23 protein-coding genes are annotated in these 26,450 nt (G+C 60.9%); 16 read left to right on the top strand and 7 right to left on the bottom strand.

Annotated elements, in window-relative coordinates; genetic code table 11:
- Positions 1-278: hypothetical protein (locus tag KBY74_RS06795; protein ID WP_254942037.1), on the bottom strand; the 278-nt coding region annotated here is incomplete at its 3' end.
- A gap of 85 nt (positions 279-363) precedes the next feature.
- On the opposite strand from KBY74_RS06795, the gene KBY74_RS06790 reads away from it, so the two are divergent.
- Genes KBY74_RS06790 through KBY74_RS06780 form a run of 3 tightly spaced genes read left to right on the top strand, consistent with a single transcriptional unit; the run spans position 364 to position 5,292 of the window.
- Positions 364-1,281 (top strand): branched-chain amino acid transaminase, encoded by a 918-nt coding sequence (locus tag KBY74_RS06790; protein WP_254942040.1) that lies wholly within the window; start codon positions 364-366, stop codon positions 1,279-1,281.
- Between the two features lie 5 nt (positions 1,282-1,286).
- Entirely contained in the window at positions 1,287-4,970 is a 3,684-nt protein-coding gene (metH, locus tag KBY74_RS06785) for a methionine synthase (RefSeq protein ID WP_254942039.1), read from the top strand.
- Between the two features lie 49 nt (positions 4,971-5,019).
- Positions 5,020-5,292, top strand: coding sequence for a DUF4090 family protein (locus KBY74_RS06780; protein WP_254931395.1), 273 nt, complete (start codon positions 5,020-5,022; stop codon positions 5,290-5,292).
- Between the two features lie 3 nt (positions 5,293-5,295).
- Here the strand turns inward: KBY74_RS06780 and KBY74_RS06775 are convergent, their stop codons facing one another.
- The gene (locus KBY74_RS06775; RefSeq protein ID WP_106501778.1) at positions 5,296-5,523 is read right to left on the bottom strand and encodes a hypothetical protein; all 228 of its coding nucleotides are present in this window, start codon (positions 5,521-5,523) and stop codon (positions 5,296-5,298) included.
- Between the two features lie 199 nt (positions 5,524-5,722).
- Here KBY74_RS06775 and KBY74_RS06770 point away from each other — a divergent pair, with 199 nt between their 5' ends.
- Positions 5,723-6,106: a DUF2237 family protein gene (locus KBY74_RS06770; protein WP_254942036.1), complete on the top strand. Its 384-nt coding sequence runs from the start codon at positions 5,723-5,725 to the stop codon at positions 6,104-6,106.
- A gap of 8 nt (positions 6,107-6,114) precedes the next feature.
- Here KBY74_RS06770 and KBY74_RS06765 read toward each other — a convergent pair whose 3' ends face one another.
- Entirely contained in the window at positions 6,115-6,870 is a 756-nt protein-coding gene (locus KBY74_RS06765) for an SDR family NAD(P)-dependent oxidoreductase (protein ID WP_254942035.1), read from the bottom strand.
- Between the two features lie 33 nt (positions 6,871-6,903).
- Here KBY74_RS06765 and KBY74_RS06760 point away from each other — a divergent pair, with 33 nt between their 5' ends.
- The 5 genes from KBY74_RS06760 (at position 6,904) to KBY74_RS06740 (ending at position 11,605) form a co-directional block, all read left to right on the top strand.
- Positions 6,904-7,878, top strand: coding sequence for an NAD(P)H-dependent glycerol-3-phosphate dehydrogenase (locus KBY74_RS06760; RefSeq protein ID WP_254942034.1), 975 nt, complete (start codon positions 6,904-6,906; stop codon positions 7,876-7,878).
- Positions 7,875-8,807 carry a PhzF family phenazine biosynthesis protein gene (locus KBY74_RS06755; protein WP_254942033.1) on the top strand — a complete coding sequence of 311 codons (933 nt, stop codon included), beginning with the start codon at positions 7,875-7,877 and terminating at the stop codon, positions 8,805-8,807. The genes KBY74_RS06760 and KBY74_RS06755 overlap by 4 nt, the downstream gene beginning before the upstream one ends.
- A gap of 110 nt (positions 8,808-8,917) precedes the next feature.
- Positions 8,918-9,880, top strand: coding sequence for a SpoIID/LytB domain-containing protein (locus tag KBY74_RS06750; protein WP_254942032.1), 963 nt, complete (start codon positions 8,918-8,920; stop codon positions 9,878-9,880).
- Positions 9,870-10,709 (top strand): ATP adenylyltransferase, encoded by an 840-nt coding sequence (locus KBY74_RS06745; RefSeq protein WP_254942031.1) that lies wholly within the window; start codon positions 9,870-9,872, stop codon positions 10,707-10,709. The genes KBY74_RS06750 and KBY74_RS06745 overlap by 11 nt, the downstream gene beginning before the upstream one ends.
- 95 nt (positions 10,710-10,804) lie before the next feature.
- Positions 10,805-11,605, top strand: coding sequence for a sigma-70 family RNA polymerase sigma factor (locus KBY74_RS06740; protein WP_254942030.1), 801 nt, complete (start codon positions 10,805-10,807; stop codon positions 11,603-11,605).
- On the opposite strand, the gene KBY74_RS06735 is transcribed toward KBY74_RS06740, so the two are convergent.
- Complete coding sequence (locus KBY74_RS06735) at positions 11,553-11,747, bottom strand: sigma factor SigF (RefSeq protein WP_254942029.1); 195 nt, start codon at positions 11,745-11,747, stop codon at positions 11,553-11,555. The genes KBY74_RS06740 and KBY74_RS06735 overlap by 53 nt on opposite strands.
- A 308-nt stretch (positions 11,748-12,055) precedes the next feature.
- On the opposite strand from KBY74_RS06735, the gene KBY74_RS06730 reads away from it, so the two are divergent.
- A complete protein-coding gene (locus tag KBY74_RS06730) occupies positions 12,056-13,579 on the top strand; it encodes a DUF3370 family protein (protein WP_254942038.1) in 1,524 nt (507 codons plus the stop codon).
- Positions 13,580-13,581: 2 nt separating this feature from the next.
- Entirely contained in the window at positions 13,582-14,640 is a 1,059-nt protein-coding gene (locus KBY74_RS06725) for a DnaJ domain-containing protein (RefSeq protein WP_254942028.1), read from the top strand.
- A gap of 914 nt (positions 14,641-15,554) precedes the next feature.
- Here KBY74_RS06725 and KBY74_RS06720 read toward each other — a convergent pair.
- A complete protein-coding gene (locus KBY74_RS06720; protein WP_254942027.1) occupies positions 15,555-16,049 on the bottom strand; it encodes an allophycocyanin subunit alpha-B in 495 nt (164 codons plus the stop codon).
- Positions 16,050-16,163: 114 nt separating this feature from the next.
- Between KBY74_RS06720 and rlmD the strand changes: the two genes are divergently transcribed.
- Positions 16,164-17,615: a 23S rRNA (uracil(1939)-C(5))-methyltransferase RlmD gene (gene rlmD / locus KBY74_RS06715; RefSeq protein WP_254942026.1), complete on the top strand. Its 1,452-nt coding sequence runs from the start codon at positions 16,164-16,166 to the stop codon at positions 17,613-17,615.
- Positions 17,616-17,637: 22 nt separating this feature from the next.
- Here rlmD and pheT read toward each other — a convergent pair whose 3' ends face one another.
- Complete coding sequence (gene pheT / locus KBY74_RS06710; RefSeq protein ID WP_254942025.1) at positions 17,638-20,088, bottom strand: phenylalanine--tRNA ligase subunit beta; 2,451 nt, start codon at positions 20,086-20,088, stop codon at positions 17,638-17,640.
- Positions 20,089-20,199: 111 nt separating this feature from the next.
- Here pheT and rpmG point away from each other — a divergent pair, with 111 nt between their 5' ends.
- From rpmG to KBY74_RS06695, 3 genes are all read left to right on the top strand, one after another.
- Complete coding sequence (gene rpmG / locus KBY74_RS06705) at positions 20,200-20,394, top strand: 50S ribosomal protein L33 (protein WP_254942024.1); 195 nt, start codon at positions 20,200-20,202, stop codon at positions 20,392-20,394.
- A 113-nt stretch (positions 20,395-20,507) separates the two neighbouring features.
- Positions 20,508-20,729, top strand: a complete 222-nt coding sequence (gene rpsR, locus KBY74_RS06700; protein ID WP_106501788.1) for a 30S ribosomal protein S18 — start codon at positions 20,508-20,510, stop codon at positions 20,727-20,729.
- A 295-nt stretch (positions 20,730-21,024) separates the two neighbouring features.
- A complete protein-coding gene (locus KBY74_RS06695; protein ID WP_254942023.1) occupies positions 21,025-22,788 on the top strand; it encodes a ribonuclease catalytic domain-containing protein in 1,764 nt (587 codons plus the stop codon).
- Here KBY74_RS06695 and KBY74_RS06690 read toward each other — a convergent pair.
- Positions 22,785-24,605: an FAD-dependent oxidoreductase gene (locus KBY74_RS06690; protein WP_254942022.1), complete on the bottom strand. Its 1,821-nt coding sequence runs from the start codon at positions 24,603-24,605 to the stop codon at positions 22,785-22,787. The genes KBY74_RS06695 and KBY74_RS06690 overlap by 4 nt on opposite strands.
- A gap of 101 nt (positions 24,606-24,706) precedes the next feature.
- Between KBY74_RS06690 and metG the strand changes: the two genes are divergently transcribed.
- Positions 24,707-26,293 carry a methionine--tRNA ligase gene (gene metG, locus KBY74_RS06685; RefSeq protein WP_254942021.1) on the top strand — a complete coding sequence of 529 codons (1,587 nt, stop codon included), beginning with the start codon at positions 24,707-24,709 and terminating at the stop codon, positions 26,291-26,293.
- Positions 26,294-26,450 lie beyond the last annotated feature (157 nt).

Below are 26,450 nucleotides of genomic sequence, written 5' to 3'. Positions count from 1 at the left end.
TGGCCCCTGCCTCCCAGTAACCGCACAACCACCAGCCGGGCGTGGCGCACCGTGGAATTGAGGTAGTGGTCGATCTGGGCCGGGTGAGCCAGGGCCGCCAGGTTTAGGCCGCGCAGCTCAGCTGTCAGCAGCTGGGGTTCCCGCTCAAGCAGCTGGTCAATGGCCAACAGATCGGTGTCGGCGCTGCTGAGCAGCAGCACAGGCGCGGCAGGCTGCTCCACCAGCGCGCCGATGTCGGCTTCTGCTCCTCCCCCAGGTACCGATGCCAACCGATGCATCACCCCATCCTGCTTGCTGCGGTGAGAAGATCGTTTGATCTCGGCCACAGGCCGTCGCGCCAGCACCGCCCGCTTCGCCCTCACCATGCACCAGTTCCTGCCCTACGCCTGGTTCGGTGGCCGATGCGTGCCCTTTGCCGAAGCCACCCTGTCGGTGGCCACCCACGCCCTCCACTACGGCACTGGAGCCTTTGGCGGCATGCGGGCCCTGCCCAATCCCAGCGACCCGGCTGAGATCCTGCTTTTCCGCGCCGATCGCCACACCCGCCGCCTCAGCCAGAGTGCTCGGCTGCTGCTCACTGAGCTACCAGAAGAAACCATCCACGACGCGATCGTGACCTTCCTGCGGGCAAATAAACCAACCTGCCCGGTTTATTTACGCCCTTTTGTTTACACCAGTGATCTGGGTATCGCCCCCCGGCTACACAACATTGAGACCGATTTTCTCATCTACGGACTGGAGCTTGGCGACTACCTCTCCCCTGAGGGTGTGAGTTGCCGCATCTCCTCTTGGACCCGCCAGGAAGACCGCTCCCTGCCCCTGCGCGGTAAGATCAGTGGCGCCTATATCACCAGCTCACTGGCCAAGACCGAAGCTGTAAAAAGCGGTTTTGATGAGGCTTTGCTGCTCAACAGTCGCGGCAAGGTAAGTGAAGCCAGCGGCATGAACCTTTTTATTGTTCGAGATGGCGTTCTTATCACCCCCGGGGTTGATCAGGACATTCTTGAAGGCATCACCCGGGCCAGCGTGCTTGAACTGGCCCAAGCCATGGGCATTCCCACCCTGGAGCGTCCCGTAGATAAGAGCGAGCTGTTTGTGGCCGATGAAGTCTTCCTCAGTGGCACCGCCGCCAAGGTCACCCCGGTGCGCCGGGTGGAGACCACCGACATGCCTGGCCATCGGCCGGTAATGACCGCGATTCGTGAACGCTTAACGGCAATCACGGAAGGCCGCGATTCCGCCTATGACCACTGGGTGACCCGGATTCGCGTAGACGGTTGATCAACATGATTGAGGCAGTAGCACCCCAGCTGGTTACGCGAATCGGCTTTCTTGAGCGCCTGCATGGTCCTGGGCGGCCGGTGCTGGTTTTCGACGGTGCCACAGGCACCTCGCTGCAGCAGATGGATCTGGGCCCCGATGATTTCGGCGGCGCTGCCCTTGAGGGCTGCAATGAAAATCTGGTTTTCACCCGCCCCGATGCTGTTCAGGCAGTGCATCGCCAGTTTTTGGAGGCGGGCTGCGATGTGATCGAAACCGACACCTTCGGGGCTACCTCGTTGGTGCTGGCTGAATACGACATCGCCGACCAGACCTTTGCCCTCAACAAGAGGGCGGCAGAGCTGGCCCGCGAAGTGGCCGCTGCCTACTCCACGCCAGAGAAGCCGCGCTTCGTGGCTGGCTCCATGGGGCCAACCACGAAGCTGCCGACCCTGGGCCACATCGACTTCGACACGATGAAGGCATCTTTTGCTGAGCAGGCCGAAGGGTTGCTGGCGGGAGATGTGGACCTATTTATTGTCGAGACCTGCCAGGACGTGCTGCAGATCAAGGCGGCCCTGCAGGGCATTGAGGACGCCTTCGCCAAGACCGGCCAGCGGCGGCCGTTGATGGTGAGCGTGACGATGGAGACCACCGGCACAATGTTGGTCGGCTCCGATATAGCTGCTGTGGTGGCGATCCTGGAGCCATTCCCGATTGATGTGCTGGGGCTCAACTGCGCCACTGGACCGGAGCAGATGAAGGAGCACATCCGCTATCTGAGCGAGCACAGTCCGTTTGTGGTGAGCTGTATCCCCAATGCAGGCCTGCCAGAAAACATCGGCGGTGTAGCCCACTACCGCTTGACACCGCTCGAAATGAAGCTGCAGTTGCTGCACTTCGTTGAAGATCTAGGCGTGCAGGTGATCGGTGGCTGCTGCGGCACCACCCCTGCCCACATCGGCGCATTGACCGAGTTGGCAGCCGAGTTGCATCCAGCTGCTCGACCGGTGCGCACCCCCCAGACCCAGCACGCACGCCCCCTGCTGCAGGGTGACCCAGCTGCGGCTTCGATCTACAGCACCACGCCCTACCACCAGGACAATTCCTTCCTGATCATTGGTGAACGGCTTAACGCCAGCGGCAGCAAGAAAGTGCGCGAGCTGCTAGCTGAGGAGGATTGGGATGGCCTAGTGGGAGTGGCACGCGGTCAGGTGAAGGAGAACGCCCATGTGCTCGACGTCAACGTCGATTACGTCGGTCGCGATGGTGAACGGGACATGCATGAGTTGGTGAGCCGTCTCGTCACCAACGTCAACCTGCCGTTGATGCTTGATTCCACCGAGTGGCAGAAGATGGAGGCCGGGCTCAAGGTGTCCGGTGGTAAATGCATCCTCAATTCCACCAACTACGAAGATGGTGACGAGCGTTTCTTCAAGGTGCTGGAGCTGGCCAAGGCCTATGGCGCCGGGGTGGTCGTGGGCACCATCGATGAAGAGGGAATGGCACGCACAGCGGAGCGTAAATTTGCCATCGCCCAGCGCGCCTACCGAGACGCGGTTGAGTTTGGAATTCCTGCTCACGAGATTTTCTATGACCCCTTAGCCCTACCGATATCCACGGGAATTGAGGAAGATCGGCTCAATGGTGCGGCCACGATTGAGGCAATCCGCCGCATTCGCACCGACTTACCAGGGGTGCATGTGGTGCTGGGCGTCAGCAACGTGAGTTTTGGCTTGTCGCCGGCGGCCCGGATTGTGCTCAATTCAGTATTTCTGCACGACTGCTGCGAAGCCGGTATGGATGCGGCGATCATTAGCCCTGCCAAGATTCTGCCCCTGGCAAAGATCAGTCCAGAGCATCAGCAGGTGTGCCGGGATCTGATCTACGACCGGCGTCGCTTCGAGACCAATGAGCCGGGTTCTATTTGCAGCTACGACCCTCTCACCGTTCTCACCACCTTGTTTGAAGGGGTGAGCGCCAAAGAGGCCAGGGCCTCAGGCCCCTCTCTCGCCGACCTGAAGGTGGAGGAGCGTCTCAAGCAGCACATCATTGATGGTGAGCGAATCGGGCTTGATGCCTCCCTAAACGAAGCGCTTGCTACTTACCCACCACTGCAGATCATTAACACCTTTTTGCTCGACGGCATGAAGGTAGTGGGCGAGCTCTTTGGCTCCGGCCAGATGCAGTTGCCCTTCGTATTACAGAGCGCCGAAACCATGAAGGCGGCAGTAGCCCATCTCGAGCCCCACATGGAAACGGCCGAGGGAGAGAGCTCGGCCAAGGGTAAATTTCTGATCGCCACCGTAAAAGGCGATGTGCATGATATCGGCAAAAATCTTGTAGACATTATTCTCACCAATAACGGCTATGAGGTTATCAATTTAGGCATCAAGCAAAGCTGCGAGGCCATAATTGATGCCCAGCAGCAGCATCAGGCCGACTGCATCGCCATGAGTGGTCTGCTTGTGAAGTCAACGGCCTTCATGAAAGACAACCTAGAAGCCTTTAATCAGGCTGGCATTGCTGTGCCGGTAATACTTGGCGGAGCAGCACTTACGCCTAGGTTCGTTAATGGCGATTGCCGGGCCGCCTATCAAGGTCAGGTCATTTACGGCCGCGACGCATTTGCCGATCTGCGTTTTATGGACGCACTGATGGAGGCAAAAGCAGACGGTGCCTGGGACGACCTACAGGGTTTCCTTGGACCGATTCCGGAGGGGCTTGGCATCGCCTCTCCCGAGACCCCCGCAGAACAGCCTGCCAAGGCGGATGGAGTGATTGAAGCGGTAGCTGTTTCCACTGAAGCAGTAGCTGTTTCCCCTACAGAAGCCGCTGTAAGCGCCGAACCAAATGATCAGCGCTCTACGGCTGTGGCCGAAGAGAGCGCCCTTGAGCCACCTTTTTGGGGTAGCCAGATTTTGACTGAGCAGGAGATCGACCTGCAGGAAGTATTCGCTTACCTAGATCGCAACGCCCTATTTGCAGGCCAGTGGCAGCTGCGTAAGACCCAGCAGCAGAGCCGCGAAGACTACGAAGCAATGCTGGTCGAGAAGGCGGAGCCCGTTCTGCAGCAATGGATGGCGCGCTGTCTCGAGGAGGGCCTGCTTTCACCCCGGGTGGCCTACGGCTATTTCCCCTGCGGCCGTAGTGGCAACGCTGTTGTCTTGTTTGACCCAGCTAAGCGTCAGCAACAATTAGGACGCTTTGAGCTGCCCCGTCAGCGCTCAGGCAACCGCTATTGCATCGCTGATTTCTACCGAGATCTCGCTATAGCAGCCGATGGCTCGTCGCTGCCAACCGATGTGTTGCCGATGCAGGCCGTAACCATGGGCGAAGGCGCCACCAGCTTTGCCCAGCAGCTTTTCAAAGCCGATCAATACACCGATTACCTCTATTTCCATGGACTTGGAGTCCAGATGGCTGAGGCTCTGGCCGAATGGGTGCATGCGCGCATCAGGCGTGAGCTTGGCTTTGCTGATCCCACCGCGATGCCGCTGCGCGACGTGCTGGCCCAGCGCTATCGCGGTAGCCGCTACTCCTTTGGCTATCCCGCCTGTCCAAATGTGGCCGACTCCCGCCAGCAGCTCGCCTGGCTCGGTGCCGAGCGGATTGGTATGTCGATGGATGAGAGCGACCAACTCGAACCAGAGCAGAGCACCACTGCCCTGGTTGCCCTACACAGCCAAGCCCGTTACTTCTCAGCCTGAGCAGGGGGGCAGCGGCTTCTAGCCTGGCCAATCACCTTGCAAAACGGCTATGGCCATTGCCGGACCTGGCGGCGTTGATGCCGCAATCGCCTCGGGCATCGACCTGGATGGCACCCCGATCCCTTCCGAGATGATCGCTCTATACACGGAGGTGATGGATCTGGAAAGCCAGCGGGCCCGCAGCGGTGTCAAGAAATCTATGCGCAATCGCATCGTCAAGACAGGCTCGAAGCACTTCGACCAAGCCAGCCTTGATGCCCGGCTTAAGGCCGCCGGATGGGATGGCTTGAAAGCTAAGGAGATTGCTTTTTTCTACTCCTGAGCTTTAGCTGCAAAGGTCTTCGAGGGCGTCGATCACCTCCTGCTGAAACTCCTCCAGGTTGGAGGAGTCGCTCAGGTCGATGCCTTCGCCGGCGGCGTTCTGGGTGAGTTCCTGGAAATGGAAAGCCCCTTCGCCGTGGGCGAGGAATTCCATGGCGGAGGGTTCACCGCTTTCTTTGTACGCATCGCAGAGGGCCAGAAAGGCCGCGTCTTCGGTGAATTCCCAGCTCATGAAGGGGGCCGCGCTGAAAGACAGGGTGAACGCGCTCTTCGACCTTTAACGCCTCCCCCCCGGAATCCGTCAACTACCCAGCCCAACTTTGTGCTGGTGTGTTGCCTTTCGCATAGCTCTGAAGCTTGTCGTCAGCCCAGTGCTGCAACCTCCGAACTGCCTGGCCAGACTGGAGCTATCCACATTTTCCCCGGTTCCCGTGAGCGATTCCAGCCAGCCAGCTTCCGCTTCGCTAAATGTGCTGGGTGAACCCTTGGTGGTCTGCGGCTGCCAACCAATGACAGGTTGGTTCCGCGACGGTCATTGCCGTACCAATGCCGCCGACCTGGGTCGTCACAGCGTCTGCTGTGTCGTGAGCGATGCTTTCCTGCGCTACAGCCAGGCCCAGGGAAACGACCTCAGCACCCCGGCGCCCGCCTATGGCTTCCCCGGTCTCAAGCCTGGAGACCATTGGTGTGTGTGTGCGCCGCGCTGGCTTGAGGCCTACGAGGACGGCATGGCACCACCTGTGCGCCTAGAGGCCACGGAGGATTCCGCTCTGGAGGTGATTTCCTTAGCAATCCTGCAAGCAAACGCTGCTTGATTTGAGAGTTACCAGGGGATTCGCTGCCCATCCCAGGCCCAGAACTGCCCAGTCTGTTGAGGCCCAAGCACCGCCAGTACGTCGAGCAGCTGCTTAGCAGCGCGCTCTGGGCTGAACAACCGATCTGGCGGCACACCGGCCTGGAAGGGGGCGGAGAGGCCCGTGGCCGTGGTTCCGGGGTGGAGCAGGCTCACACACCCCTTTGGCTTTCTGCGAGCCCATTCCAGGGCCAGGGTGCGCAGCATCTGATTTTGGGCAGCCTTGGCGGCCCGATAGGAATACCAGCCCCCGAGTTGGTTGTCGCCGATGCTCCCCACCCGGGCCGAAAGGCTGGCGAAATGAAATGGGTCTGCGGGGCTAAACAGGGATTCGATCGCCTGGGCCAGCAGCAGGGGCGCAAAGGCATTCACCGCAAAGCTGAGCTCTAGGGCCTGGCGATTCACCTGACTGAGGCGCTTTTCCGGTTGGAGCAGGGGCCCATGCAGCAGGCCGGCCGTGTTGATCACCAGCCGCAGGGGGGGGCGATTTTCAAGGCTTGCTGCCAACGCCGACAGGCTGGAGTCGTCGGTGAGATCCAGCGGTAAAAACCCGACCTCTCGCCACAGGGGATCCCCAGGCAATCGCCAGTCCTGGCGTGAGACTCCCACAAGCTGCAGCCCCGGGGCGATTCGGCCCAGCTCCTGGAGCAGGGCCTGGCCGATGCCGCCACACCCCACCACTAGGCCTGTGCCATGCCAGTCCTGCCAGGGCGAAGTTGAGCTCATTGCCACAAAAATTCCAGAGCTGAATCCGCACCCATGGGCCTGCCGCATGATGGCAGTGCCTACCTGCCTGCTGCTTCGGAGTCGATGGGCATTCGCATCGCCGTGTTGGGCCTGGGGGCTTGGGGGCAGACCCTGCTTGAGCGCTGGGGTCAGCAAGGTCACATCGTCACGGGTTGGTCCCGGCGCTCTGGCAGCAGTCCGGTGGACCTGCTTGCCAACCAGGATCTGGTGGTTTCGGCGGTAGCCATGGCAGGGGTCCAGCCCCTGGCTGAGCAGCTGGCTCCCCATTGGCCCACTGGACTGCCGCTATTGAGCTGCAGCAAGGGGTTGGATCTCCAGCTGCTGGCAACTGCCACCCAGCTCTGGTCAAGCCAATTGGCGGACGCCCCCTTGCTGGTGCTGAGTGGGCCGAATCTGGCAACCGAGGTGCGCCAAGGGCTACCTGCGGCCAGCGTTATCGCAGCTGCGGATCAGGATCTAGCCCGCCGCTTTCAGCAGCAGCTCAGCGACCCTTCGCTGCGGCTTTACACAAACACAGATCCGATTGGCACCGAGGCCGCAGGGGCACTCAAAAACGTTATGGCCGTAGCGGCTGGCATCTCCGATGGTCTGGCTTTAGGTGCGAACGCCAAGGCATCCCTGCTCTGCCGGGGCTTAGCTGAGATTGGCGTGGTGTTGGAGGGTTTAGGCGGTGCCACCAGCACTCTCTACGGCCTGGCTGGCTTGGGGGATTTATTGGCTACCGCCAACAGCAGCCTCAGCCGCAACTATCGCTGCGGCGTGCTTCTGGCCGAGGGCTGCAGCGAGCAGCAGGCAAGCGAGCGCATCTCAGCCACCGTTGAGGGCCCTCGCACGGCCAGAGCGGCCCTGCAGCTTGCCAGCCGCAAAGGCTGGCATCTGCCGATCTGTGAGCAGGTTGTGCTGGTGCTCGAAGGCCGCACCACCCCTGCCGCCGCCGTTAAGGCTCTGATGGAGCGCGATTTGCGGCCGGAGTGGCAGCAAGCATGACCTTTCCTGGCTCTGCTGTAGCGCCACTTGTCTCCCTGCCAGCTGTGCTGGTTGAGGCTTTTGCTGACGGACCCTGTTGCGGCAACGGTGCGGCCGTGGTGCAGCTACATCAGCCCATGGGCGATGTTGCCTTGCAGGCCATTGCCCGCAGTCTCAACCAGTCTGAGACGGCTTTTTTGCTGCAGCAGCAAGGCCGCTGGACCCTCCGCTGGTTCACCCCCAGCTGCGAAGTCCCCCTCTGCGGGCATGCAACACTCGCCGCCCTGCTGGCCTTGGGCCACTGGCAGCAGCTGGCGCCCGGCGCGGGATTGGAGCTGTTCACCCGCAGCGGCCCCCTGGCGGTAGCCCTTGATGCCAGCGGCAGTTCAGGGCAGCTGGTGCTGCCTAGCGCCGGTCTGCTGCCGGCCGAGCCCTCGCCAGCGCTGATCCGCTTACTGCATGAACGCCTAGGGGAGGCACCCCTGGCCTACTGGAGCTCAGGCCTCGGTTATCGGGTGGCCTTGTTTACGCCAGAGGCAGCGCTGGCCCAGTTACATGGCCTGGCTGCGGAATTAGAGGGTCCTGATCGGGGTGGCTTGGTGTTGATGCATGCCATCGAGAAGGGATCGATAAACGACTCTCCCTCCGTGCTTGGACGGCCAGCCGACTACCAGCTGCGTTTCTTCGCTCCAGGACTTGGCATTGATGAGGATCCGGTTACTGGATCTGCCCACGCGCTGGTTGCGCCTTTTTGGCTTGATCGCCTAGGCCGCAGCTCCGTAGTGGGTTGGCAGTGCTCGCCGCGGCCGGGGGGGATGGTGTGCGATGGCGCTTCTTCGGGCATGATCCGACTTAGCGGTTCGGGCCACCTCCTTTGGAACGGCACATTGCGGGTGCAGGCCGATGGCTCCGGAGCCGACTCCTGGGCCTCACTGGCCGCCTGCGCCTGAATCAGGGACTACTCCAGACTAGAGGACTTCTCCAGAGCAGAGGTCTTCTCCGGACAAGAAGACTTAATCTGCATGGTCTGTTCAGCCGGAGACTCATGCTGGCTGGCCCCATGGCCGTTGTGGCCGTGGCGGTGGGATTTGCGGCCCAGGGCCTGGCTCCCCGCCCCTATGGGGCCGCCCAGGGCGAGTTGCTGGATGCCCTTATTGATACGCCGCCCCCGGCGCAAGACACCACTACCGCAGCTGAGCAATTGCGTCGTCTCGAGGCGCGCCGGGCCACCCCTCCAGCCACTGCCACTGCCACTGCCACTTCCACTTCCACTTCCACTTCCCGCCTCGGCCTGGCAGAGCCCGAAGCGGGTCCGGGAGTCGATCTGGAAATCCGCGTCGCCCTGCTCGGCGCGGGCGCCAACCCCGATCTCTCCGCCAGCGGAGCCTGGCAGGTTGTCAGCCGAGACGGCCAGCTGCTCCAACAGGGCGGCGCTGGCAGTTCGGTGAACCTCAATGAACTCTGGCTCCAGGGCCCAGAAGCCTGGCTGCAGACCAGTGGGACCTCCGTACTGGTCAACGGCCGCCCCTATGGAGGGCGCCTGCGTCTGATTCCTGAGAGTGGCGGGCTCAGGGTGGTCAATCACGTTGGTCTGGAGACCTACATCGGTGCCGTGGTTGGAGCTGAGATGCCTAGCAGCTGGTCGTTAGAGGCTCTGCGGGCCCAGGCCGTAGCCGCCCGCTCCTATGCCCTCGCCCACATGGCTCGCCCAGCCAACCGTCACTGGCATCTTGGTGACACAACCCGCTGGCAGGCCTACAAGGGCCTCTCCAGCAGCAACGAACGCACCCGCCAAGCTGCATCCAGCACCGCCGGCATGATCCTCAGCTATCAGGGCGCCATCGTGGAAAGTCTTTATGCCGCCAACCGCCAGATATCCCTGGAAGCCCATGGCCATCTCGGCGCAAGCATGAGCCAGCACGGCGCCCAGGATCTGGCTATGCAGGGCTATCGCTACAACCAGATTCTTGGTCACTATTACCAGGGAGCGTCTCTGGCCCGCCTCAAGGCTGGTGCGAGCTGAGCGCATCTGGCAGCTGGCGCTGCAGTTATCCAGCCAGGCGCAGGCCAGCGGCTCCTTGGTTCCCCTGGCTACCGAGGTCCTGGCGGCCCCACAGCACCAGCCATTTGTGTTGCGGCGTTTGCTGAGCACCACCCCCAAACACCTACGCCGTGGTGGCCCCAAGCCGAATCCTTTTTTGCCCTGGGAGCAAGCTCTGGAAGTGGAACGGCTCAGCAGCGGCCATGTGGTGCTGCTCAACAAATATCCAGTGCAGGCGGGCCATCTGCTCCTGATCACGGACTCCTGGCAGCCGCAATCCGGCTGGCTTTCTGCTGACGACTGGCGCGGGGTTTCGCTCCTGGCCAGTGACACCGGTGGGCTGTGGTTCTTCAATAGTTGTGCCGCCTCTGGCGCCAGCCAGCCCCACCGGCATCTGCAACTGCTGCCCCGCCGCGCTGGAGAAGCCAGCACACCCCTGTCTGCGGCAATTCAAGTCCAGCTGGATAGGGGCGAGCGCCCCTGGCCCTGGGCCTATCGGCTGAGTCGCCGCACAGATGCCCACGGGGGTAGGGATCTAGCTGCCCTTTACCTGGAGCATGCCGAGCAACTGGGCCTGGGCTATCCCCACCAGGACGCCCAGCCCAGGCACCCATACAACCTGCTCTTTGACGACAACTGGCTGCTCACCGTGCGGCGCACCCAGGAACATTGCGCTGGCTTCAGCCTCAATGCCCTTGCCTTTGCTGGCTATCTGCTGGCCACGGAAAGGTCCGATCTCGAGTTGCTGGAGCGAGAGGGGCCTTGGTCCTTACTGCAGGCGGTTGCCGCTGCCCCCGACAAGGACATGTGATCAACGTTCCGTAATTTTTCGGTTGCGCAATAGGGCCCCGTCGCGGCTGGTTGGAAAGGAAGGGAACGAAAACCCTGCCAACCCAACTTCAGCCCATGACCCAATCGATCAAAACCAAATCTATCTGCCGCCGTGCCCTGCAAAAACGCAACCAGCGGGTGAACCAGTACTGCGGTCTGGTTACCCCAATTGCTGTTCACTACTGCCGCCGCTGTCCGGAGCCCCTCGACGACCTGGTACAGGTGGGTCTGATGGGCCTCCTACGAGCCGCCGAGCTCTATCAACCACAAACAGCAACTCCTTTCGAGGCCTTTGCCAGACCCCACATCCGGGGCGCCATCCTGCACTACCTGCGCGATTCGGCATCGGCCGTGCGGTTACCGCGCCGGCAGATGGAGCTGCACGACAAGCTGCGTCAACTGAAGGCCAGCTGGAGCAGTGGCCATGGGCAGGAGCCCAGCGCCGAAGATCTGCGACTAGCTCTGCAGCTCAGCCTTGAGCAATGGCAAGAACTACTACGTGGTCAAGCCCTAGCCAGGCCTGTGGATCTGGAGACTGGCTATGAGGAAACCAGACTTCACGACGGTTGGAGCGGCAGACCCTCGGAATCTGGATTCACCGGCGCGGATGACTGGGAGTATCAGGGAGCTGAAGTGCGTCAGCAACTTGCTTGCCTTGAGCCCGGGTTACGTCGTGTGATCCAGAAAGTAGTGCTCTCGGGCTGGAGCTACCGGCGCACGGCAGCCCTGCTTCAGGTGAGTCCGATGACAGTGCAGCGGAGGCTCAAGCAGGGCCTGGCACAGATGCGTGCCGCCCTGCTCAATGCAGACGCGTTCTCAAGCCTCAGCTGCCAGCCGAGGCCGCATCCCGCTCCATCTGTCGCTCCAGCGTGCTGATCGAGGCATTCACGGCTGCCAGCTGGCGTTCCACCCCGTCCCGCCAGAACTGCAGCATGCGCAGCTTGCGCTCTTGATGACGCCTCCAGCTACCAGCACCACCGTCATCAACGCTGCCACAGCAGCCCAGGAGGGGAAGCATGAGAAAGTGGGAAAGTTCCTAAAGGTTCTAGCGAGCCTGACGGGCTTGCCGAGTGTTGTGTTTCTCCCCCAGCGATGGCCCCGAAACACCCTTCGGTCAGTTCCATTCCCAGCCCCTGTACGAGCTCTCAATCTGGGTTTGCAACCAACTTCCCGTCATACCCTTTTGGAATAGGGGCCATTGCACTCAAACCCAACACCCTGATTACCAGATTTCCGTTGCGGCCGATCAAACTGCTGATAGCAGCTGCCCTGGGGGCTCCCCTCGGCCTGTTGCAGGCGCTGCCAGCGGCCGCTTACGTGGCTCTGATGGCGGGACAACAGGCCCGTCCCCTAAATGGCACCTTCAACAAGGTGCCGGTTCTGCACTCGAACCAGCCGGAGGAGGTTGAAGGCCCCGGCATCCTGATCAGCACAGCGCCTGGGTATGCCTACGCCGAAGAGACTGGCCAGCCCTTGCGCAACGCCGAATTCACCTTCAACGGTGATTTTGGGGTGCACATGCACCACAAGTATTTTCCCCCCAACCGCCACCAGCTATCCCGCTCTGGTAGGCGTCCAGAACTCACTTTAGGGCTGATTCTGATCAATCCCGGAATGCGGGCAGTGCACATCCGCTTTGAAACCGGTGCAGTACGCAACAGCTTTGAGGCGCCCTATCTTGTCAATTACAAGATGGGAGTAAGACCTCTCGGGCCTCGCCCTTGGAATACCGGTCCTGGAGATGCAACCGCTGTGCAGGTTCTACGCGGTCGTCTAGATCCAAAACTTGATCAGGAAATTACTATTCCTGCCCGCAGCCGCATTGTCCTATTTCAGACCCAGCTGCCTGCGCTTGGCATTGCTAACGCCTTGTTGAAAGGTAATAGTGATGGACCTTTTCAGATGGCTGTTGTTGCTGGGAAAGAACCCAATAGCGACTGGGATCTAATCGCTATTTTGGATCGGGGACGGCTTGCTCCGGGCAGGGTCTACCTGAACCGCATCGCTGACATCAATGGCCGACGAATTTTCTCCCGTGTTGGAGGTGTTGCCATAGGTGATTCCTACCAAGCCACCCTGAACCATAATCTCGCTCAGCAAGGTCCATTACATTTTCCGCTAACGAGCACTAACCGCCATAATTTCGGCACCCGCGAGGTGCAGGTGAATCCACTCGTCAGCCGCATGGTGGATTCATCCCTAGACAATGTTGGCACCTACGGCGTTCGATTTGATGTCGATCTAAATCTCAAGGGGGCTGGCCCCTATGAGCTGGTTCTCAGCCATCCCACCGCCTCAGGCACTGGTAAACCTTTCACCGCCTTCAGGGGATCATTGCAAGTACGCACGGAGGAAGGGCTTCAAGAAATGCACGTAGGCATGCGCTCTGGCCAAAGCTTGCCTCTCACCTCTTTGAATCTTCGGGGAGGTGTATCCAACCCAGTTCGAATCAGCTTGGTTTATCCGGCCGATGCCACCCCTGGTCACCTACTCAGCATCGTGCCAGCCACTCAGGTCGCCATGGTGCAGGAGCGACAGCGTTTGCTTGAGTTGGCTCGCAACACAGCCTCCCCCGCGGCGATGACGCCCCCCCAGTCCCTGCCTGCGATTCCGGATCAAGATCGTCAGGGTCAGGAGGGATCAGAATTAATGACCCCGTTGGTGCTGCAGCCACGCTTCCCCAGCCTGCCGCCCCTTAGAGCAAATCCACCACCACCACCACCGCCAATTTATCAGCCGCGTTATTCCCCCAACCAAACTTCAACCCCTGGGAATAAAAGCTTGGTTGATCGCTACCAGCAGGCTCTGGAAGCCCAGCAGGAAATGATGCGCGACCTTATTGGCCGTTAGGCATGGCTAAGCCGGCGGACCCCAATCGTCGCCGCTTCAGTCTGGAGCTGCCCGTCGATTTGCTTGACAAAATTGATGCGCTGAGGGCGGAGTGGGGCATCCGCAGTCGCGGAGATATTTTGGAGCGTCTGCTACAAGAGATCTTCCCAAATACTGAGGAAGCTGAGACCTCTGTTCTGGCCGACACCGGCAATAACCAGCCTGATGGTTTTGTTAGCGAACAAACCAGCCTGGAATCAACCTTCAACGAACAGGGGGCTTTGGTGTTGATGACCCGGGGCTCCGGGGGAGACCTATGCCTAGATCGGGAATCAGCTGATCGTGAATTTGCCTTCGACTTCGATGTTGATGCGTCGATGGCAGCGGAAGTGCGTCCTCGTCAGAGCGGCATTGACCTACCTGGCTTTGTGAGGCGCCAATCTGACCAGCTCAAGCGCAGTCTGCAGCCCTTACGCCAACCCATGGATCTGGCGCAAGAACCCCTCCCCCATGTAGGAGGTGATGTGCTCGAACGCTCCCTGGCCAGAGCCCGTGACCACTGGCTTGAGCTCTACGGCAAGGTTGCCAATGAGGCGGTACTTGAAGCCGCAATGGTGTGGTTGGCCCAGGACATTTGGGGCCAGAGTGATCAAAGTGAGGGCCGCCCTTTTACTTGGTCGCTTGCCTGCGATGTGGTGGCCAATACGGCTCCCAGCTGGGGCAGGGAGCCCGCAACTTTTGAGCGAGTCATGGTGATGGCAGGTTTGCTGGAGGATCCCTTCAGCACGTCAACCTTGGAGCTCCGCTTACCAACGCTGATCAGGCGCTTTGTTCATCGTTTCCGCAAGCGACGTAAGGGCACCTCGTTCCAGACCCTGGAACACACCATGACCCTGCATGGAGCCTTAAAGCTGCTGCAACTGCCAACGGCGCCGGGTCAGCGTCTCACCCTGCGACAGATACGGGAGGCTTACCGCGAGTTGGCGATGAGCCATCACCCCGACTCTGGCGGCACGGAAGAAACCATGCGGCGGCTAAACGAGGCCTACCAGCTACTGAAAGAGCTCTACCGCAACGAATAGACTCGTATACTGCATCTCATCTGAGACGCTTATTTGGTCTTGTATTAATTCTTGGACGAGACAAGCGACCTGCATCTTCCTTGGGCGCATCATCATTGCAAGCCACAACCGTTTGATTGCCCAGGTGTTAGATGGATAACTGTTTTTCTTTTCTCATTTAGGATTCATTATTAGTCTTGTTATGGGTCTTACCTGGGGAGAAACGGATTACGTATTCTTGGCCTCAGTAGCCTGGTCTTGTAATGAGACTACTAATCAGTCTTGAATGAGATAGCTGAGGCATAAGCAAGTGAGCTTTGCCCCCTAGTTGATGGCGCCTAGTTCCTTTTTTTTCCAAATTTTCCGTATTTCTGCCTGCATCTCCTTAGGCCTTATGGGTTCCCTCGGGCGGCAACGCTTCGAAGTCGTTTCATTGATTGCTTGTTGTTGTGGCCGGAAGACGGCCTGAACAGCTTGTCCAGCCATCTGATCTGGTCTGGTCCAGATCATCCATCTCGCTTCAAAGTCGTTGCAGCAACTCACTTGGAAGTCTTGCGTCACTGTGTCATACACAGGTACGCAAGTTTTTCGGGCCATGCAAGAGGCTTGCTGAAGCTTCGGAACTTGCTGGCCCGAGAGGGGGTCGAGCAGCTGGCCGAGCAGCTTGCCAATAGGATGATCAGCTATCTCATCTTGGATTTATATATGGACCATGCCTGCGTCTCGGGTGAGACTTTCGGTAAGGGAGCTGGGCAAGGCGCACGGTCCCTCCGGCAGTTATCAAAACGTGAGATTCGGCCTGCCGCCCAATCTGTGCGAGCAACCTATGATTCCCTTGCGTCCCAACCAGGACGCATTAATAGTCCAACAAAAAGACCCGGACGAGACAAGCGCTCCTCCGGGTCTTGGTGCTGGTTGGGTTGGTCTGGTCTGGATCAGGTGCTGGTTTGCATGCCCTGGATCAGAAAGTCGAAGTAAGGGCCCGCAAGGGCAGCCTGGTCTGTGCTCAACAGGGCTAGCGAGGCCTCCTTCATAGTGCGCATTGCATCCACCATGCCTGGCATCGGTACGCCGAGGCTGTTGTACATCTCACGGGCACCAACCAGGCCAATCTGTTGAATCATTTCGGTGCTACCGGCGAGAACGCCGTAGGTCACCAGGCGCAGATACCAGCTGTAGTCGCGCAGGCACTGGGCCCGCTGCTTTTGGCCGTAGGCATTGCCACTGGGGGCCACGTAATCGGGGTTGCGCTGGAAGAGCTGCTTGGCCGACTCATCAACAATTTTTTTCTCGTTGTCGGTAAGAACCCGAACAACCGCCAGCCTTTCGGCTCCCCGGCTGAGGTACTCCACCATGGAGCGCAACTCGCCGCCACTGGGATACCGCAGCTGATCATCAGCCTGAAGGATCAGATCCCGAACGACGCTCATCGCAGCGACCACACGCGTCCATCACTGTATCGACTCGTCAGCAAAATCACCGTGCCCCGCCGCAAGGTGTAACGCCCCTTTGCACGGCGTAGGGTGAAGGATTGGTAGGCGGGCGTGGGCACTAAAAGCTTTGGCAACGGCGCTGGTGGTGGCAAGAGCGATGGCCTCGATCTATCCACCGGCATGACCGTGACGGTGGCCATTACCGGCCTATCCCATGACGGGCAGGGCGTGGCCCGTCTCGCAGATCGGGTCTTGTTTGTAGCTGGCGCCTTGCCTGGCGAGCAGGCGAAAGTACGCCTCACCCACAAGGCCCGTCGCCACTGGTTGGCCGAGCTGCAACAGGTGCTTGAGCCGGCAGCGGAGCGTCGAAGGCCTCCTTGCATCCTTGCTGAAGACTGTGGTGGTTGCAGCTTGCAGCACCTAGACGACTCGGCCCAGCAGCACTGGAAGCACCAAAAAGTCGTTGATGCCCTGCGGCGTATTGCCCACCTTGATACGGAGGTTGCGCCCTTAATGGCAGCGCCAGAAGGGCTCGGCTATCGCAACAGAGCGATTATCCCGCTTGAGCGCTGCGAGGACGGGCGGTTGCGGGCTGGCTTTTATCGCCCTGGCACCCACAAAATTGTCAATATGAATCGCTGCCCGGTGCTTGATCCGCGCCTGGACGCTTTGATCGCACCGCTTAAGTCGGATCTTGAGACCAGTGACTGGCCGGTTGATCGGGACTGCCGCGAGGGGGGTGGCCTGCGCCATTTGGCCCTGCGAATCGGCAGCTACACGGGTGAGTTGCTGATCACCCTGGTAAGCAGCACCCCAGACCTGGAGGGCATCGAGATCCTGGCCGCCCAATGGATGCAACGCTGGCCCGAATTAGTGGGGGTGTGCCTGAACCTGCAACCCCTAGCCACCAACACCCTGATGGGACCCGAGACACGCGTGGTGGTCGGACGTAGCTGGGTGCAGGAGCGTTTCTGCGATCTCGAGCTGCGCATTGCAGCAGACACCTTTTTCCAGGTTCATACCCGACAGGCTGAGCGAATAGTGCCCCTGGTGCTTGCAGCCCTTGCGGGCTCTGCGCCTGGCGTAATGGTTGATGCCTACTGCGGCATTGGCACCTACAGCCTGCCGGTGGCTGCGGCTGGTTGGCACGTTCATGGCATTGAACTAAGCCCCGAGGCCGTGCACCAGGCCAAGGCCAATGCCCGCGAAAACGGCCTAAGTGAATCAGCCACCTTTGAGACCGGGGTCGTGGCCGAGTGCCTGGCTGAGCACCTGGTTCACTGCGATGCGGTGTTTCTCGATCCCCCCCGCAAGGGACTGGAGCCCGCCACCCTGCTGGCGATCATCGAACGCCCCCCCGCCCACCTGCTCTACCTCAGTTGCGACCCCGCCACCCTGGCCCGGGACCTGGGCCAGCTGGTTGGCGGCGGCAGTTATCGATTGGAGAGCGTTCAGCCGATCGACTTTTTCCCCCAAACAAGCCACGTAGAGACATTGACCGTTCTGAGCCGTATTGGAGCTGGCGTCCCAACCCCGCAGCCCGAGGCAGCGGAGCCGGAGTAGGGGTGGATCTGCCGCCTGGAAATCAGCTGCGCAACAAGGCACCCAGCTGCTTTTCCAGGGCTGCCCGGATCGAGGAGTGGGCTACTTCCACCTCTTCATCGGTGAGGGTGCGGCTGGCATCGCGGTAGCGCAGCCGGAAGGCTTGACTGCACTGGCCTGCTGCAAGCTGACCGCCCTCGTAGCGGTCTACTAATTCTGCATGCTCCAGCAGCGGCTTGCCGGCTTTGCGAATCACCTGGAGCAGCTCAGCTGAGTGCGTGCTGGTTGCCACCACTACGGCCAGATCTCGCTCCGAAGCGGGAACGGTGGCATAGGGGGCAAAGGCTGGCTGCCAGCGGTTGCGGCGGGTGGCGGCGGTCAGCAAGGCATCGAGTTCGAGCTCGAAGATGATGCTTGTTTGCGGCAGGTCTAGCTTTTCGGCCTGCTCAGGGTGCAGCTGGCCAAACCAGCCTTGGGGCCGCCCTTCCACTACCAGCTGGGCGGCTCGACCCGGGTGTAGCAATGGGTGCTGGGTGAGTGGGCGATCTTCGATTGGAATCGCCAGCGCTACCAAGGCTTGCTGCAGCAGGCCGCGGGCCTGGTGATAGCTGGGAGGCTGGGGTTTGCCACTGCTGCTCCAGCGCTCACCTCGCCGTTCGCCACAGATAACCCCAGCCAGCAGCTGGCGAGCAGACCTGGCGACATCGCTGCTGAACACCTGGCCGATCTCAAAGGCCCAGAAACCTGGCTGCCCACTCTGCAAGTTGCGGCGTGCAGCGGCGAGCAATTCGCCATGCAGGTTGTCGCGCAGGTAGCCGTAATCAGCTAGCAGGGGATTAGCCAGGGGTATGCGCCCAGCTGCTGCCGGCACCAGGGAAAAGCTGCAGGCCTCCTGCAGCCCGGCAGCGCACAGTTGGCGGCGCAGGCGGCGCTCCGCCTGCTGGGCTGGAGTAAGTCCCCCAGGCTCCAGTGGGTCGGGTAGGTGGCAGGCGAAGTGGTCGTAACCAACCAGGCGGGCCACCTCCTCGATTAGGTCAACCTCCCGTTGCAGATCCATCAACCGTGAGGGGGGCACGGTGACGAGCCAACCCTCACCATCTATCTCTTCTGCCAGCTGGCAACCAAGGGCCGTCAAGGTCTGGACGATCCTGTCGTCACTGAGGTCTGAATAGTCTTCGCCGTCTTGGACAGGTCCGAGCAGATTGTGCAGGGCGTCACGCCTCAGCTGCAATGGCTCGATTGGCTGCTCGGCTCGTTGATGTAGCCAGCGGCCCGAAACCTTGGCAGCGCAATGTTGCTTAAGCAGGGCCACGGCCCGATCTGCAGCAGCGAGGGTGGCCTCCCTTGGCAACCCCTTCTCAAAACGGCTGCTTGCTTCAGTGCGTAGGCCAACGCTGCGGGCGGAGCGGCGCACCGCCTGGGGAGCAAACACAGCAGCCTCAAGCCAGATTGAGGTGGTGGCTTCATTAACGGCTTCATCCGCACCACCCATCACGCCAGCCAGGGCGATGGGGCGATTGCTGTAAGTAACCACCAGGGCTTCGGGGCTGAGTTTGTGCTCCGTGGAGTCCAGGCTGGTGAATTCCTCACCATCAAGGGCCTGGCGTAGCCCCAGGCTGGCCAGCTGGGGCTCGCTGTCTCGAGCGATTACAGCTAGGCGATTGCTGTCGAAGGCGTGCAGGGGTTGTCCCGTCTCCAGCATCACCAAGTTGGTGATATCAACAATGTTGTTGATCGGGCGAATGCCGGCCTTTTGCAGGCGCTGCTGCAGCCAGAGGGGCGATGGGGCGACCTTCAGCCCATCGAGGGCCGTGATGCTGAATAGCCCCCCAGCCTCAACTGCGACCCGGTCGCTGGCGGAAAGAGGCAGCGGCTGGCTTGTTGCGGCAATTTCAGGGGCCTTTATCTGGGTCTGGCCGCCCACCAGGGCCGCCACCTCCCTGGCTATGCCTTGCATTGAGAGGCCATCAGGTCGGTTGGCGGTTATCGCCAACTCCAAAACCTGGTCATCCAGCCCCAGGCTTGGTCCCACTGCTGCGCCCAGGGGGGGAACCTGCTCCAGCAGCTCATCAAGAATGGCGATTCCTTCCCCCTCTGCCGCCTGGCCAAGCTCGGCAAGGGAGCAGATCATGCCGCTGCTGGCCACACCGCGCAGTTCGGCTGGTTTGATCGTCAGGTTCACCGCCGGCAGAGTGGCGCCCACCAGGGCAACAGGCACATGGATGCCAGCCCGTACATTCGCTGCCCCGCAGACGATCTGCAGGGTTTCGGCGGCGCCGATATCTACTAAACAGACGCTGAGCTTGTCTGCGTTGGGATGGGCCTGGCGGTCACGCACGAAGCCCACCACGACACCGCCGGCCTGGGCGGCCAGGTCTTCTATGGCGTCCACCTCAAAACCCGCCAAAGACAGACGCTCGGCTAGTGGCCCTGGAGCGAGGGCTTGTTCGGGGCCGGTCACCAGCTCCTGCAGCCATTGGAGCGAGACCCGCATAGCCCGTGGTGTGTTGATAGTTGATCTTAGGGATCAACCGGGGGGTGGGACTACCGCCAGGTATGGTGTCAACTTGTCCTTTCGCATCGCTCCAGCGGCGCAACGTCCTTCATGGCTAAAAACAAGGGCGTCCGGATCGTGATCACTCTCGAGTGCACCGAATGCCGGTCCAACCCCGCAAAGCGTTCTCCAGGTGTGTCCCGTTACACCACTGAGAAGAACCGCCGTAACACCACCGAACGGCTTGAGCTGAAGAAGTTCTGTACCCACTGCAACTCCATGACGGTTCACAAGGAAATCAAGTGATTCGGGCTTGGGCGCCAGCTTTGGAGCTCAATCATCAGTTTCAACTTGATTTGCCCCAGCCCCGTCAGGTACTGGTCAGATCCAGCTTCATTCACTACTCGCCTTCGTAATCCATGTCTAGCTCTTTTTTCAAAAAGCGCCTGTCGCCAATCAAGCCTGGCGATCCGATTGACTATAAAGACGTCGATCTGCTCAAGAAGTTCATCACCGAGCGCGGCAAGATCCTGCCCCGCCGGCTCACTGGCCTGACAGCCAAACAGCAGCGTGACCTGACCAACTCTGTTAAGCGTGCCCGAATTGTGGCCTTGCTGCCTTTTGTGAATCCCGAAGGCTGAGGGCTCTCCCCTGGCGGCTTCAACCTTCCATCCTGGCGATCTGGTGGGACTGGGCGATGAGCGCGGTCCCCAGCTTGCTGTTGTTTTGGCTTTGGCCTCAAACAAGGCCTCTTTAGCAATTGGTACCAGCGCCAGAAAGCAGATCCAGCCGCTGCGGCAACTGTTGCTTCTCACTGCGTTTTCCGGTGAGTGCGACCCACCCCAGCGTCTTAGCCAAGCTCCGTGGTCGATTAGTGACGATGCTTTGACGGCAGTGCTGCCTTCTCGAAGCGATTTCGCGGCAGCATGGATCCTGATGCAGGCTGAACCTCAGGGATTGCAGCTGAGCGACTGGGTTGATCTGGTTTCTTCGCGACGGGATGGCCTAGCTATTGCATCTTGCTGGCGCTGGTGCCTTGGTCCCCAGACCCTGTTCCGTCTGCGTCAAAACCTTGTTGAGGCCAGGCCCCTGACGGATCTTCGCCGGCTGCGGCGAGAACGCCGATTGCGGGTGCTCCAGGAGCAAGCTGAAATGCGCTGGCAGCAGCAGCTGCGTGATCGTCAGCCGCTTGATCTGCAACTGCTCAGCGCAGAGCAGCGCCAGCAGCTTGAGCTATTGATTGATTGGGCTGGAGGTGAGTGCACAACTCCCCTACCCCTTCCCCTGCGCCAGGCTTTGCAGGCCGCCAAAGTTACGGCCGATACGGGTTCAATTCGCCACCTGCTGGATGATCTGGGCCAGTGGCAAGCCCACAATTTGCCGTCCCTCCGAGCCACGGTCTGGGAGCAAGGCTTTTCTGCTGATCTACTGGCTGATGCCGAACACCTACTAGTTAGCGCTGAAACTGAACTCCCGGGTGATGCCGAGCGTCTGGACCTCAGCGGCCAGCGCAGCATCACCATTGATGACGCTGATACCTGCGACATTGACGACGGCTTGGCGTTGGAAACAACCCCAGCTGGCCAGGTCAAGATTTGGATCCACGTGGCGGATCCAGGTCGCTTGATTGCGCTGGATTCGCCCCTCGACTTAGAAGCACGACGGCGGGGCAGCAGTCTTTATCTGGCATCTGGAATTTTGCCGATGTTCCCGGAGTCGCTTGCCACCGGACCGATGAGCCTGCGGGCCGGCCATCGCAGTGCCGCCTGGAGCATCTGGGTTGAACTCGACGGCGATGGGGCTGTTAAGGCTTCGGGATTGCAGCGCAGCTGGGTTAAGCCCACCTACCGGCTCAGCTATGGCGATGCCGACGACCTGATCGATCTAGCCCCGCCACAGGAGCGCGACCTTGCCGACCTGCACGGCCTGCTGCTGCGCCGCCGCCAGTGGCGTGTGCGCCAGGGTGCCCTGCTGCTGGATCAGCCGGAGGGTCGGATTCGGGCCCAGGAAGACGCGGCCCAGGGAGACGCTCCCCAGCTTGAGATCACCGAACCCAGCCCCGCCCGATTGATGGTGGCCGAAGCGATGATTCTGGCGGGCGCGGTAGTAGCTGGTCTTGGCCAAGAACAAGCTTTAGCTCTGCCCTATCGCAGCCAACTAACAGCAACTTTGCCGCCGGAGGCCGAGCTGGCAGCCCTGCCGGCTGGCCCGGTGCGCCATTGCGCCATCAAGCGGTGCCTAAGCCGCGGTCATACCGGCACGGAGCCAAGCCCCCATTTCAGCCTGGGCTTGCCGGCCTATGTCCAAGTCACCTCGCCGATTCGCCGCTACGCCGATCTAGTGGCGCAACGGCAACTGCTGGCACTTCAACAGGGAAGCCAGCCCATGGTTGCCACCGATCTAGCCGCCCTGCTTTCCGACTTAGACGGTCCGCTCAGGCAGGGGATACAGATCAGCAGGGAAGACCAGCGTCACTGGCAGCAGGTGTGGTTTGCGGCGCATGGGAGTCAGCATTGGCAGGCCTGTTTCCTGCGCTGGCTGCGCCCCCAGGACAGGCTGGGGCTGGTGCACGTTGATGCCCTGGCCATGGATCTGGCGGCCGAGTGCCCAGCTGGCTCGGACCCAGGCGATCTGCTGCAACTGCGAGTTCAGGCGGTAGACCCCCTCCGCGACCAACTGCGACTGCAGGCCACGGGCTAATTCGCGGCCAGTCGCGAGGCCCGCAACCACGGCCCCCAAGGATTGGCACAGCCAATCAACCTGGCCTGGGTCGGTCTATCAAGGTTCTGCAGCCAGCGGTTCAGACCTGGCTCCAGGGTGATGAGAGGCCACTCCCGTTTGGCGTTATCACGGCTGAGATCGCTGTCGCTCACAAAGGTGTAGCCGCCCTGGCCGTTCGGCAGCACCCTTCCATCCCACAGAGACTCCCTGGGTTCTGGACGGCCCTGGCTCGGACTTAGGGGTTTTTGGAATGGGCGCTCAATTTGGCCATTGGCCTGCAGGAGATCGGGATTGGCCAGCAGCTGCAGTTGTCGGGCTAACCAGTCGCTGGCATGCCAGGGGGTGTCCCAGAGCGGCACTACCGCCGCTGGAGCACGGTGATCGTGGAGCAGGCACTGCTGAACGTCCAGGGGCGCAAGCTCAGCGGGGGGGATGCCCCGCTGTACCGCCAGGGCCGCTGCCGCCCCGGCCGCCTGGCCGATGTTCAGAATTAGGGGCTGCAAACGGGTGGCCCCATTGGCCATGTGGCTGCTGCTGAAGGCCTTGTCAGCTGCCAGCAGGTTGTCGATCTCAGCGCTCAGCAGCGCGCCGTAGGGAATGCAAAAGGGAGTGCCGCTCCAGCGCCCTCCCCAGCGAATGCTTTTAGGTGCCAGTGGCCAGTCAGGCCCTGGGTAGTGGTGGTCGTTGGCGTAGTTTCCCACCGCTATCGACTCCAGTTCGCCACTGGCATTGAGCGGCAGTGGCCCTTGGGATTCAGCGCTGCCTAGGGGGAGCAGGTGCTGCTCCAGCACCTGCGAGCGGCCCAGCATTCTTCGCCCCTCTCGCCAGTAGGGCATGGCAGCTAGCCAGGGGGCAGGACTGCCGGCTTCAGCAGGAAAGGCATGGCCCAGTTGAAGCCAGCCCCCACTTGCCTGCTCAAGGGCTCTTGCAAACTGCAGGCTGTAGGACTGCATTTCGGCAGCTAACCCAGCTTGCTCAGCTGGATCAGCGCTGAAGGCGCGTTCCAGCCCCTGGTGCCAGTCATTGCCGTGCAGCGGCCAGTTGAGCATCACCAGGCCCCCAGGCAGGCGCCCGTAGTTGATCGTGCGCTCTAAACCGAAGGCCTCGCTGGCTCGTTCAAATGGCGCAGCCAAGGGCGGTTGGGCTGGAGCTGGCGTCAACACTTCGCTCTGGAGCTGGCCCATCACCACCCAGGTGGGCGATTGCACAGGTTGTTGCTTAAAAAAAGCTTCCGTTTGCAGCCGTTGCAGGCTGGGGGCACTGGGTTCGCCCCATTGCTCCTGGGCTTCCCAGCCGAGTCGAAATGGAACCTCCGCTAGGGGCAGCAGGTCGCCGCGGTCGCTGCCATCGATGACAACTTTGCAGTCCAGCCATTGCGTTTCACCCTTGTGCTCCAGCTGTACTGCTGTGATGCGGGCCCCCTGACGCCGCACCGCCAGCAGCCTGCAGCTTGGCCACCACTCCAGATTGGCCAGTTCGCTTACCCAGCCTTGCAGGATCGCTTCTGCGGTGGCGGGCCGATAACCAAAGCAACTCACCCAGTTTTGATCCAGTCCCTCGGGCTCGGCCTGCTCAAGGGCGCGCAGAAAGGCTCCCCAGAGACCTGTCTGCCAAGGGGTGAGCTCATTGCCATCGGGGCAGCAAACGCCGGCGGCGCTCACCATGCCCCCAAGCCATTTTCCAGGGGTGAGCAACAGGGTGCTGGCACCGCCGCGGGCCGCCTGGATTGCTGCGGCCACGCCACCGGTGCCGCCCCCCCATACCAATACATCCACTGCTTCTGAAGGCAGGGTCATGGCTGGCGGACACGGCTGACACAAGACTCGCAGGAGATGATCTGAGCAGGCGTGCTCGTGGTCAGCCTTTCTGTCCGTCGCCGCTCCGTAGGATTAAAAGGATGACTTACACGCTCACCACCCCCCTCTATTACGTCAACGACCGCGCCCATCTCGGCAGTGCCTACACAACGCTTGCCTGCGATGCGGTGGCACGCCACCAGCGGCTGAGGGGGGAGTCGGTGATGTTCATCACCGGTTGCGATGAACACGGCCAGAAGATCCAGCGCACGGCCGAAGCGGCTGGACTCAGTCCGCAAGCCCATTGCGATCTAATCAGCGAGGGATATCGCGATCTTTGGAACCGTTGGCAAATCAGCAACGACCGCTTCATCCGCACCACCGACCCACGCCACCGCCAATTGGTGGCTCAATTTTTTGCCCGCGTGGAGGCCAACGGCGACGTAGTGGAGGGGCGTCAGCAGGGCTGGTATTGCGTTGCTTGTGAGGAATTCAAAGATGACGCACCGGGCAGTGACGATCCCGAATGCCCCATCCATCGCAAGCCCCTGGAATGGCGCGATGAGGTCAATTTGTTTTTCCGCCTTTCCCGCTATCAGGCACAGATCGAGGCCTTGATCCGCCAGCCGGGCTTCATTGCCCCCGCCAGCAGGCAGAAGGAGGTGGAAAACTTTGTGGCCCAGGGGCTGCGCGATTTTTCAATCTCCCGGATCGACCTGCCATGGGGCATTCCGGTCCCCGGCCATGAAGGCCATACCTTTTATGTGTGGTTTGACGCCCTGCTCGGCTATCTAACGGCCCTGCTGGACCCGGCGGAGCCAGTTGTGCTGGAGCAGGTGCTGGAGCGTGGCTGGCCCGCCCAGCTACATGTGATTGGCAAGGACATCCTGCGCTTCCACGCGGTTTATTGGCCAGCGATGTTGCTGTCCGCAGGGTTGCCGCTGCCAGAGCGCGTATTTGGCCACGGCTTCTTGACCCGCGAAGGCCAGAAGATGGGCAAGTCCCTTGGCAATGTGCTTAATCCTGATGTGCTGCTGGAGCGTTGTGGCCGCGATGCGGTGCGCTGGTACTTGCTGCGCGACATTCCTTTCGGCGAGGACGGTGATTTCCAGCAGCAGCGCTTCACTGATCTGGTCAACAACGATTTGGCAAATACGATCGGCAACCTGCTGAATCGCACCTCTTCGATGGCACGTCGCTGGTTTGCAGATGCCGTGCCTCCATCCGGTGCCGCAGCCCAGGCCGATCACCCCCTGGCTGTTGCTGCCCTCGCGGCCGGCAACAGTGTCAATACGGCCCTAACCGACCTGGACTTCCGTCGCGCCGCTGAAGCGGCGCTGCAACTAGCAATCGCTGCAAATGGCTACCTCAACGACCAGGCCCCTTGGAAGCAAATGAAGTTGGAGGGTCAGGAGAGTTTGGTGGCAGCGGATCTTTATGCCGTGCTTGAGGCCACCCGCTGGGTGGCAGTGCTGTTGGCCCCGCTCCTGCCTGAGCTTTCTGATCGGATGCTGCTCCAGCTCGGTCAGGAACCATTTGCTAGCGGTCCGCTGGCTCCTGCCTGCGCCCCTGGCAGCCATGCTTCTCCTTGGCTGCTCGCCCAGCGATGGGGTCTGCTGGAGCCCGGACTCGCCCTGATTGAGCCGCAGCCGGTGATGTTGCGACTTGAGCTCGAGTCACCTCTGTGACCAAGACTGCTGTGACCACGACTGCCCGGCTGCAGTGGTGCCGCCTGCTGGCCCTGAGCCTGGGTGCCCTAGTAAGTCTGCCCGTGCTGCTGGTTGGATGCGGCACCCAGGTGTCTAAGGAGGAGCCGGCCCAGCCTTTTGTATTCCGCTCCCTCAA

Source organism: Cyanobium sp. A1C-AMD, assembly GCF_024346495.1.
Lineage (GTDB): Bacteria > Cyanobacteriota > Cyanobacteriia > PCC-6307 > Cyanobiaceae > Cyanobium_A > Cyanobium_A usitatum.
Note: the sequence above shows the minus strand (reverse complement) of the source record. Positions and strands in the feature narration are given on the sequence as shown.